At 59.4% G+C, this 16807-nt stretch carries 14 protein-coding genes; 7 read left to right on the top strand and 7 right to left on the bottom strand.

Annotated features, from left to right (window positions below; all coding sequences use genetic code 11):
* Positions 1–2: 2 nt before the first annotated feature.
* The 4 genes from AC1DLT_RS25995 to AC1DLT_RS25980 form a co-directional block, all read right to left on the bottom strand.
* The gene (locus AC1DLT_RS25995) at positions 3–992 is read right to left on the bottom strand and encodes a glycosyltransferase family 2 protein (RefSeq protein WP_477488676.1); all 990 of its coding nucleotides are present in this window, start codon (positions 990–992) and stop codon (positions 3–5) included.
* The gene (locus AC1DLT_RS25990) at positions 992–1783 is read right to left on the bottom strand and encodes a P-loop NTPase family protein (protein WP_477488675.1); all 792 of its coding nucleotides are present in this window, start codon (positions 1781–1783) and stop codon (positions 992–994) included. The genes AC1DLT_RS25995 and AC1DLT_RS25990 overlap by 1 nt, the downstream gene beginning before the upstream one ends.
* Before the next feature lie 67 nt (positions 1784–1850).
* Complete coding sequence (locus AC1DLT_RS25985; protein WP_477488674.1) at positions 1851–3338, bottom strand: GumC family protein; 1488 nt, start codon at positions 3336–3338, stop codon at positions 1851–1853.
* Positions 3339–3392: 54 nt separating this feature from the next.
* Positions 3393–4643: a polysaccharide biosynthesis/export family protein gene (locus AC1DLT_RS25980; protein ID WP_247033154.1), complete on the bottom strand. Its 1251-nt coding sequence runs from the start codon at positions 4641–4643 to the stop codon at positions 3393–3395.
* A 335-nt stretch (positions 4644–4978) separates the two neighbouring features.
* Between AC1DLT_RS25980 and epsE the strand changes: the two genes are divergently transcribed.
* From epsE to AC1DLT_RS25950, 6 genes are all read left to right on the top strand, one after another.
* On the top strand, positions 4979–6220 hold the full coding sequence (gene epsE, locus AC1DLT_RS25975) for an exopolysaccharide biosynthesis GT4 family glycosyltransferase EpsE (RefSeq protein ID WP_477488673.1): 1242 nt from the start codon (positions 4979–4981) through the stop codon (positions 6218–6220).
* Positions 6221–6363: 143 nt separating this feature from the next.
* Positions 6364–7410: a glycosyltransferase family 61 protein gene (locus AC1DLT_RS25970; protein ID WP_247136425.1), complete on the top strand. Its 1047-nt coding sequence runs from the start codon at positions 6364–6366 to the stop codon at positions 7408–7410.
* On the top strand, positions 7407–8036 hold the full coding sequence (locus tag AC1DLT_RS25965) for a serine O-acetyltransferase (protein ID WP_477483473.1): 630 nt from the start codon (positions 7407–7409) through the stop codon (positions 8034–8036). Before AC1DLT_RS25970 ends, AC1DLT_RS25965 begins: the two co-directional genes overlap by 4 nt.
* Before the next feature lie 26 nt (positions 8037–8062).
* The gene (locus AC1DLT_RS25960; protein WP_247136427.1) at positions 8063–9700 is read left to right on the top strand and encodes an AMP-binding protein; all 1638 of its coding nucleotides are present in this window, start codon (positions 8063–8065) and stop codon (positions 9698–9700) included.
* A complete protein-coding gene (locus tag AC1DLT_RS25955; protein WP_038546019.1) occupies positions 9697–9930 on the top strand; it encodes a phosphopantetheine-binding protein in 234 nt (77 codons plus the stop codon). Before AC1DLT_RS25960 ends, AC1DLT_RS25955 begins: the two co-directional genes overlap by 4 nt.
* Positions 9930–11168 (top strand): type III PLP-dependent enzyme domain-containing protein, encoded by a 1239-nt coding sequence (locus tag AC1DLT_RS25950; protein ID WP_477488672.1) that lies wholly within the window; start codon positions 9930–9932, stop codon positions 11166–11168. The genes AC1DLT_RS25955 and AC1DLT_RS25950 overlap by 1 nt, the downstream gene beginning before the upstream one ends.
* A 22-nt stretch (positions 11169–11190) precedes the next feature.
* On the opposite strand, the gene AC1DLT_RS25945 is transcribed toward AC1DLT_RS25950, so the two are convergent.
* A complete protein-coding gene (locus AC1DLT_RS25945) occupies positions 11191–12630 on the bottom strand; it encodes an exopolysaccharide biosynthesis polyprenyl glycosylphosphotransferase (RefSeq protein WP_477488671.1) in 1440 nt (479 codons plus the stop codon).
* A gap of 359 nt (positions 12631–12989) precedes the next feature.
* On the opposite strand from AC1DLT_RS25945, the gene AC1DLT_RS25940 reads away from it, so the two are divergent.
* A complete protein-coding gene (locus AC1DLT_RS25940) occupies positions 12990–14579 on the top strand; it encodes a GMC family oxidoreductase (protein WP_477488670.1) in 1590 nt (529 codons plus the stop codon).
* Between the two features lie 39 nt (positions 14580–14618).
* Here AC1DLT_RS25940 and AC1DLT_RS25935 read toward each other — a convergent pair whose 3' ends face one another.
* Both AC1DLT_RS25935 and AC1DLT_RS25930 read right to left on the bottom strand, forming a co-directional pair.
* Positions 14619–15815 carry a glycosyltransferase family 2 protein gene (locus AC1DLT_RS25935; protein ID WP_477488669.1) on the bottom strand — a complete coding sequence of 399 codons (1197 nt, stop codon included), beginning with the start codon at positions 15813–15815 and terminating at the stop codon, positions 14619–14621.
* A gap of 340 nt (positions 15816–16155) precedes the next feature.
* Positions 16156–16806 (bottom strand): 4'-phosphopantetheinyl transferase family protein, encoded by a 651-nt coding sequence (locus AC1DLT_RS25930; RefSeq protein ID WP_477488668.1) that lies wholly within the window; start codon positions 16804–16806, stop codon positions 16156–16158.
* Between the last annotated feature and the right edge of the window lies 1 nt (position 16807).

Raw genomic sequence — 16807 nt, 5'->3', positions numbered from 1 at the left:
GCTCAGACCCTGCGAAACGGCCCCGAGTGACGGATGAAATCCTGCAGCAGATGCGGCGGCCCGCTGGAGCTCTTGCCTTCGGCGAGAAGCCGGATGCGCCAGGCGATGTGTCCGCAAAGCCAGGCAAGGTCCGAGAGGACCGAGAAGACGGCTCCGTAATGCTTGAGATGGTAACGCCGCCGGGACTCGAACCAGTAGGCTGGTCGCCTGGACGGTTTGACGTGTCGAGTCACGCCCGTCGACTGGCCGACCAGGTGGATGATGCGGCTTTGCGGCACATGCCAGCAGGACCATCCGGCGCGCGCTGCCCGAATGCAGAAATCCACTTCCTCATAATACAGGAAATATCCTTCATCGAGGGTGCCGATCTGATCGAGGACGTCTGTCCTGACCATCAGGCTGGCTCCGGAGACCCAGTCGATCCGGCTTGGCTCCCGCGGCATATCCGGGGCGATACGCCAGCGCCCGAGCAGGCGGGTAACCGGCCCCAGCTTCGCCTCGCTTTCAAATTCATTGGCAATCGAGGGAAATCGGAAAGCGCAGGCCTGACCTTTCCCGTCCGGATGTTCCAGACGGCTGCCGGCGATGCCGGCGTCGGGCTTGCGGTCCATGAATTCGACCAGGCGCGTAACACTGCCGGGGCGGGCAATGGTATCGGGATTGAGGAGCAGGACATAGTCTGGTCGACCGAAGTTTGCCATCGCATATTCAATGCCCCGGTTGTTGCCGTAGGCAAAGCCGCCGTTCACTTCCAGCGGAAGGCATACGGCATTCGTCCAGCCGTTCTTCTTTATGGCTGCTGCAATGAGATCGGCCGAGCGATCGCCGGATCCCCCCTCGACGGCAACGATCCGCGTCCCGTCCGGGACCGTGCCTGGGACGCTCAAGGATGCAAGGCAATCGATGGTGAGATCGGCGGTCCGATAGTTGACGATGACGACGACCAGTTTCAGCGCCGTGGCGTCGTCCTGCCGGTTAAGTTCGACATCCATCAAAGGCCGTGCCTCTTCGTTTTGTTCAGGACCACCTGCATGCTTTTCTCGGGGCCAAGATAGCTCCGGCAGATCTCCAGTTCCGCAAGTTTTGACTTACCGATCGCGAGTACGATCAAGGCGGTGTCCGACATTTCGACAAACGGGATCACCTCATCCGAACTCAACATGGGCGGCAGATCGAAAAGAACGATCGTCGGTCTCAGCATCTGTCGCGCAAGATCGACCTGCGCCGTCATCCGCGCCAGGTCCGCCGGCAGCGGAATTTTGCCCGGCCCCCAGGCCGCGCGCAGCAGATGACAACGGACGCTTCGAATATCCACCGTCGTCAGCCAACCGTGAACCGGATCGTCCGATACCGGACGAGGCGACAGCCCGAGTATATTGCCTATTGCGGGATCCCGGGAGTTCGCATCGACGAGCAAGACATTAGCGCCGGGTACGCGGGCGAAGCTGAGCGCCAGATTGATGGCGGTTACGGTGGTGCCGCATCCGATCGTCGGGGCGGTCACCGAAATCACCCGCGTGTCCCGGTCCTTGTGTGCGTTGAGCAACTGGTTTCGCAGGACGTCGTAGGAATGTGCCATCGGACTGTCGCTGTCGAAGGCGATGATGCGATTGGAATACAGAAAGGTGGGGGAGACTGGAGAGATGCCCGGCAGCGGCGGACACTCCTCATGGGAGTGGATGACCGAGCCGTTGAGGTAATTGGTATTCAGCTCAGCAAGGCCGGTCCCATCCAGTCTCTCCGCCATTCTTCCCCGAGATGAAATATTCTTGATGACTTCCATGAAATTCCTGCCCTGTCCCATCGATACCATTTTCAACTAGAGGCGGTTCGGCCGTAGTCGAACCACGTCACCCTCCCGCAAGCGGACTTGGGTTCGCAAAAGCGGAATTCCGGAATGCCCTGGCAATACGCCGCTTCGGCTTCCACCGTGGAATAACCACCAGCGTTTCTCCGGCCAGAGCGTCGCTGAGATCGAACGTGCCGCGGATGGTCTGGTCAAACAGATGCGCGCCGTAGATGCCCGCCGCCGCAGCCATGGCCGCTGCAGCACAGGCTCCAGCGATCAATTGGAGTCGCCGTGGTCCCGTAGCGGCTTTGGGAACTTCCGGCTCCTCGACCACCTCGATCTGCTGGGCGGCATCGCCGTCCTCCAGTCGCTCGCCAAGGCGTGCCGCATCGAGCTTAGTCTGCATCTCGTCCATGTTTCGCTGCAACGACACCTTCTCGGCTTCATTCGCCGCGATCTGTGCTCCAACTTCGGGAGCGTGAGAGACAAGCTCCCGCAGCTTGGCGATGCGTTCCGTAAGGGCGCTCCTTTGCGCGATATTCTGTTGCTGGCGCGGCTTTGCCATCGCGATACGTTCTGCGATCAGCATGAGCTCGGGCGAAAGCGTCTTGATCTCTTCAGGCGTCGGCATATTCCCCGATGTGTCGCGCGGTGCCGGTGCAACTTGAGCCCGCATCTCATCGAGACGCTGCTTCATGGCGCGAATCTGGGGATGCGTGTCCGAATAAATGACCGACTTGACTGCGAAATCACGCTCAAGCTCGACGAGCTGTGCATGAAAGCGCGTACTTTCGGTCGTCTGTCCGACGCCCATGCGCAGCTGGGCTTCGTAGATTCCTATCTCTTCGTTCAGCGCAACGGCGGCCCGGTCGAGTGCCGCGAGTTCCACTTCCTTTGCCTGAAGCTCAATCAGCAAGGTTGGGATTCGCGTGGGATGAGATTCCTTGTTTTCCTCGAGATATTTGGTCCAGACGCCTTCCCTATCGCGGAACCGCTGGGTGACGTTATTGGCCTCCTGCGTCAGGAATTTCGTTGCCTCCGAAGCGCGTGCCATGCGGATGCGCCGGTTTTCTTCGATAATTTGCGAAACGAGGTCCGAAACTACATTCGCGGAAATGACGGGATCGCCATATTTGAAGCCAATTCTGACCGAGGCGTTACTTGCGACGCGGTCGGCACCCTCGGTCACCGATATCAGCAGAGTGATCTGGTTGCGTATCAAGGCCGCAAAATTGTTCTTGGCCAAGGTATCCGGCATATTTGGAAAGAGACGGTATTTTTCGGCCAGTGCCAGCAGGTTATTGCGCGACAATACCCGTTGCTCGATGAATTGCAGGCGGTCGTTCGATACGGTCGGTGATACGAGCGTCGTTGGTATCTGCTGAAATTCCATCAGCAGCAGCGCCTCGGAATAATAGCTCCGTGGCATCGTGTAGATGAAATAGGCGCCAACCAGAATGGCAATCAGTCCTGGTACGATGGCGTAGAGAGGTTTGGCGAGGGCGATTTCGATATAATAGATAATATTGCGTCCTAACTCGTTGATCATGCTGTCGCCTCATTGCTTCGCGTACGAGATACATTGGTCATCACGAAGTCTCCGTCATCGAGCTGCCCTCGTTACTTCGGACGAGCGGGTTTCGGCTCGAGCCACCGGCTGACCAGCCCCCGCATCCCCGGTCTTTGTCGGGTCTGTGTAGACGACCCGCAACAGGTCGCCCGGCAGGATCGGGGTCATCTCGGTTGCGACGAACTCGCGGGTTTCGCCGTTGGCGGTCCGCACGACGTGATAGCCGAGCTGCCGCCGCTCCCTCTGCTGGCTTGAGGCAGCACTCTCCCCATAGATGGTCATGATCCGCGTGCTGTCGGCCAGCCGCGCTGCGGTTTCTTCCTGCTCGCGCTGGGCCGCGTTGAGTTCGACCAGCAATTGGGTCCGCTGTGCCTGTCGAGCGCTATCGTAACGGGCGAGCTCCGCCATCTTGGTGCGCTCGGCAACTGCAATTTCAGATGTCAGTCGGCTGATCTGTCCCTCGAGCTCGGCGATCGTGCCTTCCTGGACCATCTGCTGCGAACCTTCGGTCACGCCCTTGGCGACGAGCCCGGTGATGCTCTGGAGGCGGCGTTTGGCCAGGTCGATCCGTTTCGTCATGGTATCGACCTGCTCCTGCATCGCGAGACTGTTTCGCTCCGTGAGCTGGTTTGCCTGTGCCTGGGCTTTTTCCTCCATGGAAAGCGCTTCCATGCGGGCGTTCAACAGCGATTGTTCCTGGGCAAGGGCCGGATCGGCGGCAAGCGCTTCGGTCGTGCCGATGGATTTTTCGCCCCGCAGTTCTGCCTCGAGGCGGACGATGCGGGCCTTCAGTTCCTGCAGGCGTTTTTGGGAGTGTTCGACGTCGCGGCGTACAATCACGGACCGGTCCTGATCGGCGGCCAGCAAAGCCGTGCGGTAAACGCCGCCGGCAACGCTGAGGCCGTGAAGGACAGTCATGTTCGCCCGATACGGGTATGCGCCGGGTGTGGCGACCTCGCCAAGAACGTAGATCAGCTGCGGGTTCTGGGTGTTGGGCCGCAACATGATCGTCAGATTGGGTTTGTCGTTGAAATAGGTTTTCAGCCGATCGAGAAGTTGCGCCTCCAGTTCCGAAAGGGAAAGCCCGGCGCTCTGAATATGGCCTGCAAGGGGGAATGACAGCCATCCGTCGGGGGCAATGACGACCTCGCGGGTGAGCTCTGGCTCCTGGGCAATCCATACCTGAAGCGTATCGCCTGGCTGTAGGCGATAGGCTGTCTGGGCGGCAACGTCCCCAAATGTCAGGCAGAGCAAAAGCCCCGCGAGACTCGTTATCCCACGCATCTGTAGACCCCCGGTGATTGGTAACCCCTTCCCATCCAACTGGGATAAGACGGTTTATACTACGGCCGCGTCGGGCACCTGCAAACAAGGCACAAAGAGGTACGTGTCCGATCCCTGTTCCTAACCCGAACGGATGAGTGCCAAGCAATCCGTCCCCTTTAGGATAAGGCCATCCGCCGCCAAGAAAGCTTGTGAAATGGCGACCCGGCGCTGACCATGATCCTTCTGCATTCAACCGATTAGTGCCTGCGGTTACCGACCGCGCGTGGTCCGTCATGCGAGTGCCGCAGCCGACAAGGTCGCGTGTCGCGGGAGCGTCGGAACAAGGAGGGGTGATGGGTCGCAGGATAGGTTTCTTCATACCGGAATTTCCGGGTCAGACCCATATATTCCTGTGGCGTGAACACGAGGCCTTGTCCGAGCTCGGTATCGAGGCTCAATTCGTTTCCACGGCGCCTCCTCCGAAAGCGATCGCGTCACATGCCTGGGCCGACGAAGCCCGCAGGGAGACCGACTACCTTCTGCCGCTCGGCTTCCGCGGAGCGCTTGCAGCGATGGCGGAAATTGTTCGCGCCGGTCCGCGTCGGGTCGGCCGGAGTCTTGCCGCCGTTTTCGGTGCGGAAATCAAATCTCCAGCCGGTCGACTGCGCATGCTCGCCATCCTATTGGTTGCCGGCAAGCTCGTGCGGCTCGCGCGTCGTGGAAACTGGTCCCATATTCATGTCCATTCCTGCGCCGACGCGGCGAACGTCGCGGCGCTGGCGTCGCTCTTGTCCGGAATACCCTATAGCCTGACGCTTCATGGCCCGACACTCGAGGGCTATGGTCCCAACCAGCGGCAGAAATGGAAGAATGCCGCCTTTGCGACGGTAATCTCCAAGCGGTTGTTCAACGATATCGATGTCAAGCTAAACGGCTCGAAACCGTCCCGGATCGCGATTGCGCCGATGGGGGTGGATCTGGAGCAGATTCGCAGGAGCCGTCCCTACAACCCTTGGAAACCTGGGGAACCATGCCGGATCTTTACCTGCGGCAGGCTCAATCCGGTGAAAGGACATGACCTCCTGCTTCAAACCGTCGAAATTCTGCGAAGGCGTGACATCGACGTCCGCCTGCAGATTGCCGGCGAAGACGAGCAGGGCGGCAGCGGCTATCGCAGGACATTGGAAGCCCTGATTGCGGAAAAGAAGCTCACCGGCTGTGTCGAACTTCTGGGAGCGGTCTCCGAAACCCGGGTGCGACAAGGGCTGGAGGACGCGCATATCTTCGTGCTCGCCAGTCTGAACGAAGGGATTTCTGTCGCCATCATGGAGGCGATGGCAATGGAGATGCCGGTGATCGTCACCGATGTCGGTGGAAATAGCGAGCTCGTCGACCATGGTGTGGATGCCATGCTGGTTCAAGCGCAGCGTCCGGAGGAGATGGCAGCCGCTATCGAAAGAGTATTGCTGAACGATGATCTCTCACGCCGGTTGAGGCAGGCATCGCGGGCCAAGATCGCCGCGAAATTCCACCATCGCATCAGCGCCCAGGCGATTGCTTCACTGCTGGAGCACGAGGAAAATATCGTTATCTGATACTTCGAAATGAGTAGGCCGATAACCCAAAGATCACGGCGAAACCATTGGCCGCTATGCGATTATCCTGCCCAGGGCGGTAGTTTGGGGGCATGGAGCCTCAGCGTTCGAAGCGCCGTCGCGGGCCCCGGGAGGATGGTTGATTGATATCTTTTCCGCCGATCATGCATTCTTTGAGAAGAGCGGCCCGGATCTCTGTTCCGGACATCGAGGCGGTCGCATGCGAACGTTGGACGATCGCTCCGCAAGTCAGACGCTTCATCCACCCGGCCAAATTTCTTCCGCATCATCTCGATCGCATCACGGGTGCGGAATTCGGTTCCGTTGCCGAGATATTGAAGGGCTTCAGGGGAAATTACGAAACCATCCAGGAGGCAACAGTCGGTTACCGGGTCAAAAATATCGACCTGATCGACGGCGTACTCTATGGACAGAAGTCGTCGAGGAGCCTCAGGCCTCGCAGCCGCCGGCTGCCGGTCTATGTGCCCCCCAAGCAATCGGCTAGTGGGGCACTGTTCGAGAGCTGGGTCGGCAATCGCTGGTTCGGCAACTGGCTTTTGGATGACTGTCTGACTTATTCGCTGGCGGACGAATATCAGACGCCGGTCAGGACGCGGCTGGCCACGTGGGAGCACGAGCCGCAATACGCCCAGAAACTGGGCTTCAAGCCGATCCAGGTCAGCGACGTCCATTTCAACGAAGTGGTCCTTTTCCGGGACAAGGGGCAGAACGCGAGCAAGAGGAAACGGGCCGATCAGCTGCGCGAAAAGCTGCTGGCGTCGGTGCCGCCTTTTCCCGTTCATCCCGGTGTCTTCATCCTGCGGGGGAACGGGGGAAGCAGCCGGAACCTGACAAACGAGGCCGAGATCGCCGAACAGTTCGCATCGAAACTCGGATTCCGGATCCTCGATCCGATGGCGTCGTCGGTTGACGACATTATTCTTGCCTGTGCCGGCGCCCGCATCGTCGCCGGCGTCGAAGGCAGCCATCTGGTGCATGGCCTCACCGTCATGCCGCCGGACGCGACCCTCTTCGTCATCCAGCCCCCGGACCGGGCGGTTTCAGCTCTCAAGATCATCACCGATCGTCAGGGACAGGGCTACGCTCTCGTCATCGGCGAGGGAACCTGCGAAAACTTCAGGGTCGATTGGGATGATATCGGCCGCACATTGGAGATGGTGTTCGCATGACCTCACGGCTTCGTTTTCTCCACCCTCAATCGGTTGCGATGCAGGACCACAATAGTACGGCATCTCTGCAGGCGCCTCCCGTCCCGTTCGGCCAACTGGTGCGCAAGGACTATGACCGTCACGGCGGGACGGTCCTCAATGCCGCCTTTATCGCGCTGTTGGTCTATCGCTTTGGTCGATGGGCGGGCAGCCGCCGAAGCTACGTCGCCAGGCGGTTCTTCCAGAAGATCTACGGCGCGATCAACATGGTCGTTTCAACGCTGACGCGCGTGTGGATCCCGGCCGAGGTGACGCTTGGCGAGGGTTTTCACATCATCCACGTCGAGGGGTCGATCTCGATCCACCCGGCGGTCGTGATCGGAAAACGATGCGGCATCATGCACAATGTCACGATCGGCACGAACATGAGCGCCGGCGCGCCCAGGATCGGCGATGACGTCTTTATCGGCGTAAATTCCACCATTCTTGGCGACATTCGGATCGGCGATCGGGTGCGGATAGGAGCGAATACGGCGGTCTCCACCGATGTCCCGTCGGATTCGATCGTCGTCGGCTCACCGGCCAGGATCTATCCCCGCCTCGGCCCGTTTTTGAGCGAGCACACCAAGGCTGATGCCGGCCCTTGATCCACCCATCGCTGGAGGAGTTTGCCATGAACGCGTTGACCACCAACTTCTATCAGCTTCTGGCTGACAACCTTGATGCAAGGCCGGGCAAGCCGGCGATCATCGACGGTCATCGTGCAGCGAGCTATGCCGCTGTGGTGGCCGAGGTGGATCGGCTGGCGGGCTATCTTCAGAGCCGCAATATCCGGCCGGGCGACCGGGTGATCGTGCACCTGCGCAAGAGCATCGCAGAAGTCACCGCCATGTTCGCCATCGCCAAGGTCGGTGGAGTGATCGTCAACGTCAACACGCAATGGACGGTCGAGCAGCTCGAATATGTCGCCAACGACTGCGGCGCACGCCTGCTGATCGTCGAGGCAAGGGTCGCCGAGGCGCTTGGCGCACGCAAACTACCCGACACGGTCGACAATGTCCTGGTCAAAGGCAAATTGCCGGCCGACACCATATTCGATGTCTGGGATCATCTTCCGGAGGACTTTTCCGGCGACGAGATCGCGCGCCTCGACACAGAACTTGCAATGATCATCTACACATCCGGTTCGACGGGCATGCCGAAGGGCGTGATGCTGACCCATCGCAACATCGTTGCCGGCGCCCGGTCCGTGTCGCGCTATCTGGGCCTCAGGGAGGACGATCGGCTGCTCAGCGTCCTGCCCTACAGCTTCGACTATGGCCTGAATCAGCTGACGACGATGATGCTGATGGGCGGTACAGTCGTGCATCAGGCGGTGCCGATGGCGACCGAAATCGTGCTGGCGATGCAGCGGCATCGGGTGACCGGCGTCGCCGCCGTGCCGCCGCTGTGGAGCCAGATCGTGCGGCTGCTGAAAGACAACCCCGTGGAATTTCCTGCGCTCAGGCGGATCACCAATTCCGGCGGCAAGATTTCGCTCAATATCCTGGAGCAGATACCGCGGGTTTTTCCGGATGCGGATGTCTACTTGATGTACGGGCTGACCGAGGCCTTCCGCTCCACCTATCTTTCGCCGCAGAAGTTCACCCGCAAGATGGGCGCGATCGGCCAGGCGATCCCCGGCGCCGAAGTCTATGTCATCAAGCATGGCGAAGGCATCGCCTATCCCGGCGAACAGGGTGAACTGGTTCACCGCGGCCCGCTTGTGAGCCTTGGATATTGGGGCAAGCCCGAGGTAACGGAGCAAAAGATCAGGCCGTGTCCGGAGCTCTGGCACCTGATCGGCGACGAACCGGTCGTCTATAGCGGCGATATCGTCAGGATCGATGCCGATGGCGACCTGTGGTTCATCGGCCGTAACGACGCGATGATCAAGACCAGCGGCTTCCGCGTCAGTCCCGATGAGATCGAGGATCTCGTCTGCCGCAGCGGCGTGGTGGCGGAAGCAGTCGCCTTCGGTGTCGACGACGAGGAACTGGGGCAAACCGTGCATGTGGCGATAACGCCGATCGGCGAGTTCGATGAGGAAGCCTTGCTGCGTTACTGCCGGCGCGCGATGCCGTCCTATATGGTGCCGCGCCAGTTCCATGTGTGGGCGGAAGGAATGCCCCGGACGTCGAGCGGCAAACTGGCGCGACCGGATGTGGTGCGCCTTTCCCGCGAATGCATGCAAGGCGGGGAAATTGTCCTCAGTGCGCCCCCGCCGGCAGTCCCAGTCAAAGTGACCGAAACGAGGGAGAACTTGCAATGAGCCTTACCCATGGAAAATTGATTGGTTACCTGCGGGAATCCCTGAATATCGCCCATGCGGACAGCGAGAGCGAACTGTTCTCCTCGGGGCTTCTCGATTCCGTCTCGATGGTGAACCTGCTGGCCTTTGTCGAGCAGACGACGGGCCTTGCCATCCGCGCCGAGGACGTGACGCTCGAGAATTTCGATACGCCGTCCCGGATCATCCGTTTTGCCGAAGCCAGCGCCTGATGAACCACTCTTCGGCGCTCGATGTCTGGCTGCAGACTGCGGCGGCATCATTCGGAACCCCCTCCTATGTTTATCTCGCGTCGGCGATCGAAAGCCGGGCAGCGCTCCTGAGGCAAGCTTTCGAGGGGCGTTTTGCGCTGAGCTTTGCCGCGAAGAGCAATCCCAATCCGGCATTGCTTTCCCTGATGAGGGGACAGGTTGAATATCTCGACGTCTCCTCCATCGGCGAATTCAGGACAGCTCTTGCAGCGGGATGGGAAGCCGCGCGCATCAGTTTCACAGGTCCGGGAAAACGGCAGTTCGAAATCCGGGAGGCGATCGAAGGCGACATTGGCGAACTGATCCTGGAATCAGTGCGTGAGGCTGTACTTGCCAATTCCATCGCCGCCGAACTCGGGCGTATCCAGCATGTCCTCGTCCGCATTGCTCCGACCACGGTTCCCAAAGGGTTTGGCGATCAGATGGCCGGGCGGCCTTCGGCCTTCGGCATCGACTGGGAAGATGTTGCGAGAGACATGCCTGAGATCGCAGCCCTGCCCAATCTCAAGATCGTCGGGTTGCACATCTATTCCGGCACGCAGTGCCTGAAGCCCGAAGCTATCTGCGAGAACTATCGCAACTTCATCGGCATTTTCCGGGAGGTCTGCGAAGCTTACATTCCGCTGCCGGAAAAACTGGTGTTCGGTTCCGGGCTCGGAATTCCCTATCATGACGGCGACTTGCCGCTCGACCTGGCCGCCGTCGCTGCCGGCATCGCGGCGGATCTCGATGGTCTCAAGGCGTTGCCGCAATTTACCGAGACCCGGCTGGTGCTCGAACTTGGGCGCTATCTTGTCGGTGAGGCCGGATATTTTCTGACGCGCGTCATTTCGGTCAAGGAATCACGCGGCGTGCGGATCGGTATCTGCGATGGCGGCATGAACAATCACCTGCCGGCTTCCGGTCATTTCGGAATGGTGATGCATCGGAACTATACGATGCACAAGGTCGGTGGGCAGGGTAAACCGGAGAAAGTCAATCTCGTCGGCCCGCTTTGCACCTCGATCGACCGGCTCGCCGTCGCGGCGATGCTTCCGCGGATTAAAGAGGGTGATCTTGTTGCCGTGCATAACAGCGGCGCCTACGGGCTGACGGCCAGCCCAATCCATTTCATCAGCCACGCACCGCCCTGCGAAGTCCTCATCGAGGCCGCCGGGATGCGGGATGTCACCCACATCCCGGCGCTGCCATCGGCTTAAAGCCTTCCGATCTTGCAGTGAATCAGTAGACCTTGCCGAAATCGCAGATCTCGATTGCGGTGCGGACGACGATCTTCATATCGAGCCAGAACGACCAGTTGTTGATGTACCAGAGGTCGTGGAATATCCGTTCTTCCATCTTCTCGATATTCGGCGTCTCGCCGCGGCAATTGTTGATCTGAGCCCAGCCGGTCAGCCCGGGTTTGACATGCCGCCTGAAGGCATATTTGGCGATCTGCGCATCATAGAGTTCGTCGTGGGCGAGCGCATGCGGACGGGGGCCGACGATCGACATCTCGCCTCGGAGGACGTTCCAGAGTTGCGGCAACTCATCGATACTCGAAGCGCGGATGATGGCCCCCATCCTCGTGACGCGGGGGTCGTTCCTGGTAGCCTGGCGAATATCAGCAGAATCTTCCATGACGGTCATGCTGCGGAACTTCAAAATTCGGAACGAGCGGCCGCCATATCCTTTGCGGACCTGCCTGAACAGAACAGGACCCCTGGAATCGCATTTGATGGCGATCGCCACGACGAGCAACAGCGGAAACAGCGAGAGGATGGCCAATAGCGAGAAGATGATGTCGAACGCGCGCTTGGTGCCGCGTTCGTAAAGGTTCAGCGGCGGCCGCTGCGTCTGGAATGCCGTCATGCCGCCGATCTTGCGGGCCGGAGCACTGGTAAGCCGGCCGACGACGCCGTCGAAGATGACATTGACTGGCGATGCAGAGCGCCTGAGTTCTCCGAGGTAGAATTCGAGCTTGGAGACGTTCGGGTCCCGCCAGATGATGAATACCTCGTCGATGTTGTCGGTCTCGCTCTGCCCCAGTCTCTGCAGAGCGTTCACGGGCAACAGATTTTCATCCGAGAGGCGGAGGACCTGCACGAGTGTCATACCGCTTGCGGCCGCCTTATGCTGCCAGTGTTCCGCTGAAAACTCCTCATGACAGATCAGGAGTACTCGTTTCATCTTGAAGGACGCCGCAGCCGCTGCCGACGGCAGATACCAGTGCCAGAACAGGCGGGTGCAGATCAGCCCAGACAGAGAGATGACAGCTGTCATCAGGATCGCCCCGCGCGAGAAGGTCGTTCCGATTTTCAAAAAGAAAATGACCGTCAGCAGGAAAGCGAGAGCGCTTGGAATCAGAATGCAGATCAGCCGGATTTGTGGCCGCAGGAGCTGAATGCTCTCCGGGCTGTAGGCCTGCGCGCTGTGCATTGCGAGCACGAAGATCGTCGATAGAACCAGGCCGATCCCGATAAAGAGCGACGGATCGGGCGCAGATCCGAAAACGGCATATTGATAACCCGTGAAACCGACGCCGGTCGCTCCGAGAAGATAGATGAAGTCGGCAGCGGCAGCCACATAGGCGATAACATGATATTCAGGCCCCCCGCGTTGAGACTTCTGCTCATACGAGATGTAATCATTTCCAATCTTCGGCTCGAATGGTGTGATCATCGTTAAAAAACCCCTACCAGCGATAAGAGTATAGCCGAGGAGAGGGTGGGCACAATGTATCCAGCCTACCTCCTAAGAATGATCTCCCTATTACCTACTTTTGTTGCTGGGCCGATTGAATACAATCTTTCCTCTATAGGGTTGAATCTGCCTTCGAGATTTCCGAGGTAATTTTATTTTGACTTAAGTTAAATGGTATAGATCAATTTTATATTTTGAACGAGAAGGCGGGACTGTCTTGCTCTGCCGATGAAAATGAACATTAGCAGCAATTTTGGATATCGGGGCTCAGCCGCCGGAGGGGTCCTGCCGGCTGAAGGCTAATCGCAACAGCCCTTTGTTTTCAGTTGGGGGTGTGGATGGAATTTGAATGGGACGTTGCCATCGTCGGCGCCGGAATGGGCGGGGCGGCAATGGGATACGCTTTGGCAACCGCCGGATATCGCGTCCTTTTCATCGAAAAAGGTCTGGCTGAGTTCCCGCAGGATGAAGCTGATGATCCTGACAGTCCGGATGAAACGAAACGCCTGAGAAATGGCCGGTGGCCGCAGCAGATTTCCGGCACGGTGGATGCCCATCCCGTGCGCTTCTTTCCTGCACTCGGTTGCGGCGTCGGCGGTTCGACGCTCATCTATGCTGCAGCGCTCGAACGGTTTTCCCCAAGCGACTTCAAAAACGTCGACAAGTCCGGCAGGTCGGCCTGGCCGATCGGTTACGAAAATCTGGAGCCTTTTTACCGCAAGGCGGAAGGCCTTCTGCACGTTCGCGGCAGCCAGGACCCGCTGCAGCCGCAATCTGATGTCATCGAGCCTCCCGCCATGACCCGATGCGACCAGCACTTTTTCGACTCCGCGCAGTCGAATGGAATGCATCCCTATCGGGTTCACACGGCCTGCCGATATATCGACGGATGTAGCCAATGCGGCGGCTTCATCTGTCACAAGTCCTGCAAGCAGGACGCACGGCGGGCATTCGTCGAGCCGGCGCTCGCGACGGGCAATGCGATGATCATCGATCAGTGCAGTGTGGAAAAGATCTCGGCCGATGACCGGGCGGTCACGCAATTGTCTTGCCGGAAGAACGGGAACGAGCTGGCGATCGTCGCAAAGCTCTATGTGCTCGCCGCCGGCGCGCTTTCAACGCCCTTGCTGCTTCTTAATTCCACGAACGAGTTCTGGCCGAACGGCCTTGCCAACACGTCGGATCTCGTGGGGCGCAATCTGATGTTCCACGCGTCTGATTTCTTCGCTGTCTGGCCTCGCGGCAGAACCCGTGTTTCAGAGCCGGGAAAGGCTATCGGTCTTCGCGATTTCTACGAATATCAAGGCCTCAAGCTGGGCGTCATCCAGTCTACGGGTCTGACGGCGACCGCCAACAACGTGCTTCACTTCCTGAAATCGTTGATCGACCGGAATGGCTGGATCTGGCTGAAGCCGCTGAAGCCCTTGATGCGCATCCCGGCGATGATCGGCGCCCTTATCTCAGGCAATGCGACGATATTCACCTCTATCCTCGAGGATCTGCCTTATCCCGAAAATCGGGTCAGGCCCGATCCGGAAGATCCGGCCAGAATGTATTTCGAATATACCATTCATGCCGAGTTGCGGCAAAGAATGCAGGCATTCCGCAAACTATACCGGACAGCATTCAAGTGGCACCGGATGATGATGCTCGGTTCCGAAGTCAACCTCAACTACGGCCATGCCTGTGGCACATGCCGGTTTGGTTCGGATCCCTCTACTGCGGTATTGGATACCAACAACCGCGTGCACGACCTGGACAATCTCTATGTCGTCGATGCTTCGTTCTTTCCGACTAGCGGAGGGGCCAATCCAAGCCTGACGGTCGCCGCGAACGCCTTGCGTGTTGCAGAGCATATTGCTCAGAAACTCTCGGCGACAAAGACGAACCTGACGGAGGCCAAGGCCGTCCCGGATCCCGCGTCTTGAGCCGGCTCTCCGAAAGGGGAATGCCCCTCTCGCCCCGGATCAGTGGACCCTGGTTCGATCGGTTCTGATCCAGGTGGCCCCGCCGGCTTCGATGACATGGCGCGGATAGAGCCTCAGTTTCCTGAAGATGTATCCAGGGATGTCAGCCATGGCATGCATGGGAAGCGCGCGTCTGCCGTGACGCCACCAGGCTACCGACAGCGCGATATCGAAAGCCAGGATGCTGATGATCGAGATAGCCAATGGCGCGATCGCAATTCCCGAAGTCGCGAGGAAGACTGCCGGAAACAGTGAGAGCAAGAGAAGCGCTGCCAGCAATGTCAGCGGCGGTATGAGCGCATCGACGACGAGCGCCAGATAGGCTCTGTTCCGCAACGTGTTGACGTCAAGCAAAGCCGAGAAAAGGTGTGCCGCTAACGCCAAGCGGCCCGCGTTCCATCGGGAGGCTTGTGTTTCGAGGCCTTTCTTCGAATACGGAAACCTGCTGCTTACGGCTGCGGCATCGCAAAAAAGCGGAGCCTGGCCGATCCGCGCGAGGTCCAGCCCAAGCTTCATGTCTTCGACCAGATCGCCATTCGCAAGTGCGGCGTCACGCAGGACGGCCCAGGGAAATGCCATGCCCGAGCCGGTCAATTGCGCAGGAAGCCCGAGTTTAGCCAGTCCGAGAAGCCGGATCCGGTTCTTCAGGAGAAATGCGAATTCGGAAACCGCGAGGTTGATGCTTGCGTCCGGCGGCGCGAACATCAGGTAGCGGGATTGCACGGGTCCGTTCGTTGCCGCAGCCATGAGGGCGAGGTTATCGAGCGCGCCTGGTTCCAGCCAGCAATCGGCGTCGACAATGACGACCACGTCCGGCGGCAGCAGGCCGAGGTACCTGACGCCAGCGTCGAGGGCGTATCCCTTGCCGCGGCGAAGCGGATCGAACCGTACGATGACATCTGCGCCCGCTTCGCGCGCCAGCGAGGCGGTGAGATCGTTGCAGTTGTCCGCCACGACGACCAGCCGATCGCCATCGCGCATCTGGCTTTGGATGCTCTGCAGGGTGCCGATGATCTGAAGCTCTTCGTTGTGCGCCGGGACAAGAACCGCGACTTGCGGTCGTCGGCCGTTCTGACGAGGCGGTGTGCTCTGCCGGCCGATGCTTCCCGCGAGGCATTCAATCGCGAAAAAGACAGTCGGAACAAGGACAACGACGGACAATAACAATGCTGCGGCGACCAGTATGTCCTGTTGCATGACTTCCCTCCGACGATAGCGTCTCAAGGAGTCAATCATAACGGGAGGGCCGAGCGTTCTAAGCTGACCACGCTACACAGTTCGAGTGAGCGCGGGCTCATCCTATTTTGGGGCAGGTAGGATCAGGTCGAACCTATCTACGCCCATTTGATGGCAGGTGGGTCAATTGAAGCCTGTTCTTCGTGCCAAAATGGTTATTGATCGAGTGAATGCAGCCGGCTACGGCAAAATGCCGCCACTGGCTTCCGGCCGGCGGCCTCATGCTGAAACGGGCTGGAAGTGCGTCGTTCTCGACGGTTGGCGGCCTGGACCAGGTCCGAACTGGCTGCGGCTGAATGCTTCAGCGGATGATCATGCCGGCGACGACATATCCGTCGCGCAGCCTGATCCGGCCCACAAGCCGGTCACCAGTCCTGAAGGGCGGGACATCGATCTCGAAATAAGCGGCGAAATGCCCGTCGGCGAGGTTCAATTCGATACGGATCGCCTCAAAGCCGAACATCGTGCGCGTCAGGCCGTATTGGCATTTGTAAGTGCATTCCTTGGCGCTGAAGATCGCCTTCACCAATCGGCCGCGAGTGCCCCATTGCTGGCGATTGAGCCATTGCCGCTCGCGGGGCGTACAGATCTCCTGCGCATAGGTGTCGTCAAGCGGCGTCGCTTCCTCCAGATCGAGTCCGAGAGCCTTGATGCCGTCCGAATGGCGGCCGATAGCCGCTACGCATCGCGTGGTGGAGTGGCTGATGCTTCCGGCAATGCCGGCCGGCCAGATCGGCGCCCGGTCCGCCCCCACGGGGATGGCCACATCCGGCAGGCCCAGATGGCCCATGGCCCGCCGGGCGCAGGTGCGGCCGGCGGTGAACTCCTGCTGCCGGCTCTTCACCGCCGTGGCGATCGCCGTTCTCTCTTCGGGATAGAGTTTCGAAACGTCGCCGTACAGGTCGGATTCGGCGACCGACACGGAAGAGTCGAATATTCCTTCCAGCAGCATA

This window comes from Neorhizobium sp. 05N33 (genome assembly GCF_056397445.1).
Note: the sequence above shows the minus strand (reverse complement) of the source record. Positions and strands in the feature narration are given on the sequence as shown.

What these genes read in the sequence shown, in the direction of transcription:
- AC1DLT_RS25995 (WP_477488676.1), bottom strand. Translation starts at nt 992, where the DNA reads ATGGATGTCGAACTTAACCGGCAGGACGACGCCACGGCGCTGAAACTG.
- AC1DLT_RS25990 (WP_477488675.1), bottom strand. Translation starts at nt 1,783, where the DNA reads ATGGAAGTCATCAAGAATATTTCATCTCGGGGAAGAATGGCGGAGAGA.
- AC1DLT_RS25985 (WP_477488674.1), bottom strand. Translation starts at nt 3,338, where the DNA reads ATGATCAACGAGTTAGGACGCAATATTATCTATTATATCGAAATCGCC.
- AC1DLT_RS25980 (WP_247033154.1), bottom strand. Translation starts at nt 4,643, where the DNA reads ATGCGTGGGATAACGAGTCTCGCGGGGCTTTTGCTCTGCCTGACATTT.
- epsE (WP_477488673.1), top strand. Translation starts at nt 4,979, where the DNA reads ATGGGTCGCAGGATAGGTTTCTTCATACCGGAATTTCCGGGTCAGACC.
- AC1DLT_RS25965 (WP_477483473.1), top strand. Translation starts at nt 7,407, where the DNA reads ATGACCTCACGGCTTCGTTTTCTCCACCCTCAATCGGTTGCGATGCAG.
- AC1DLT_RS25960 (WP_247136427.1), top strand. Translation starts at nt 8,063, where the DNA reads ATGAACGCGTTGACCACCAACTTCTATCAGCTTCTGGCTGACAACCTT.
- AC1DLT_RS25955 (WP_038546019.1), top strand. Translation starts at nt 9,697, where the DNA reads ATGAGCCTTACCCATGGAAAATTGATTGGTTACCTGCGGGAATCCCTG.
- AC1DLT_RS25950 (WP_477488672.1), top strand. Translation starts at nt 9,930, where the DNA reads ATGAACCACTCTTCGGCGCTCGATGTCTGGCTGCAGACTGCGGCGGCA.
- AC1DLT_RS25945 (WP_477488671.1), bottom strand. Translation starts at nt 12,630, where the DNA reads ATGATCACACCATTCGAGCCGAAGATTGGAAATGATTACATCTCGTAT.
- AC1DLT_RS25940 (WP_477488670.1), top strand. Translation starts at nt 12,990, where the DNA reads ATGGAATTTGAATGGGACGTTGCCATCGTCGGCGCCGGAATGGGCGGG.
- AC1DLT_RS25935 (WP_477488669.1), bottom strand. Translation starts at nt 15,815, where the DNA reads ATGCAACAGGACATACTGGTCGCCGCAGCATTGTTATTGTCCGTCGTT.
- AC1DLT_RS25930 (WP_477488668.1), bottom strand. Translation starts at nt 16,806, where the DNA reads ATGCTGCTGGAAGGAATATTCGACTCTTCCGTGTCGGTCGCCGAATCC.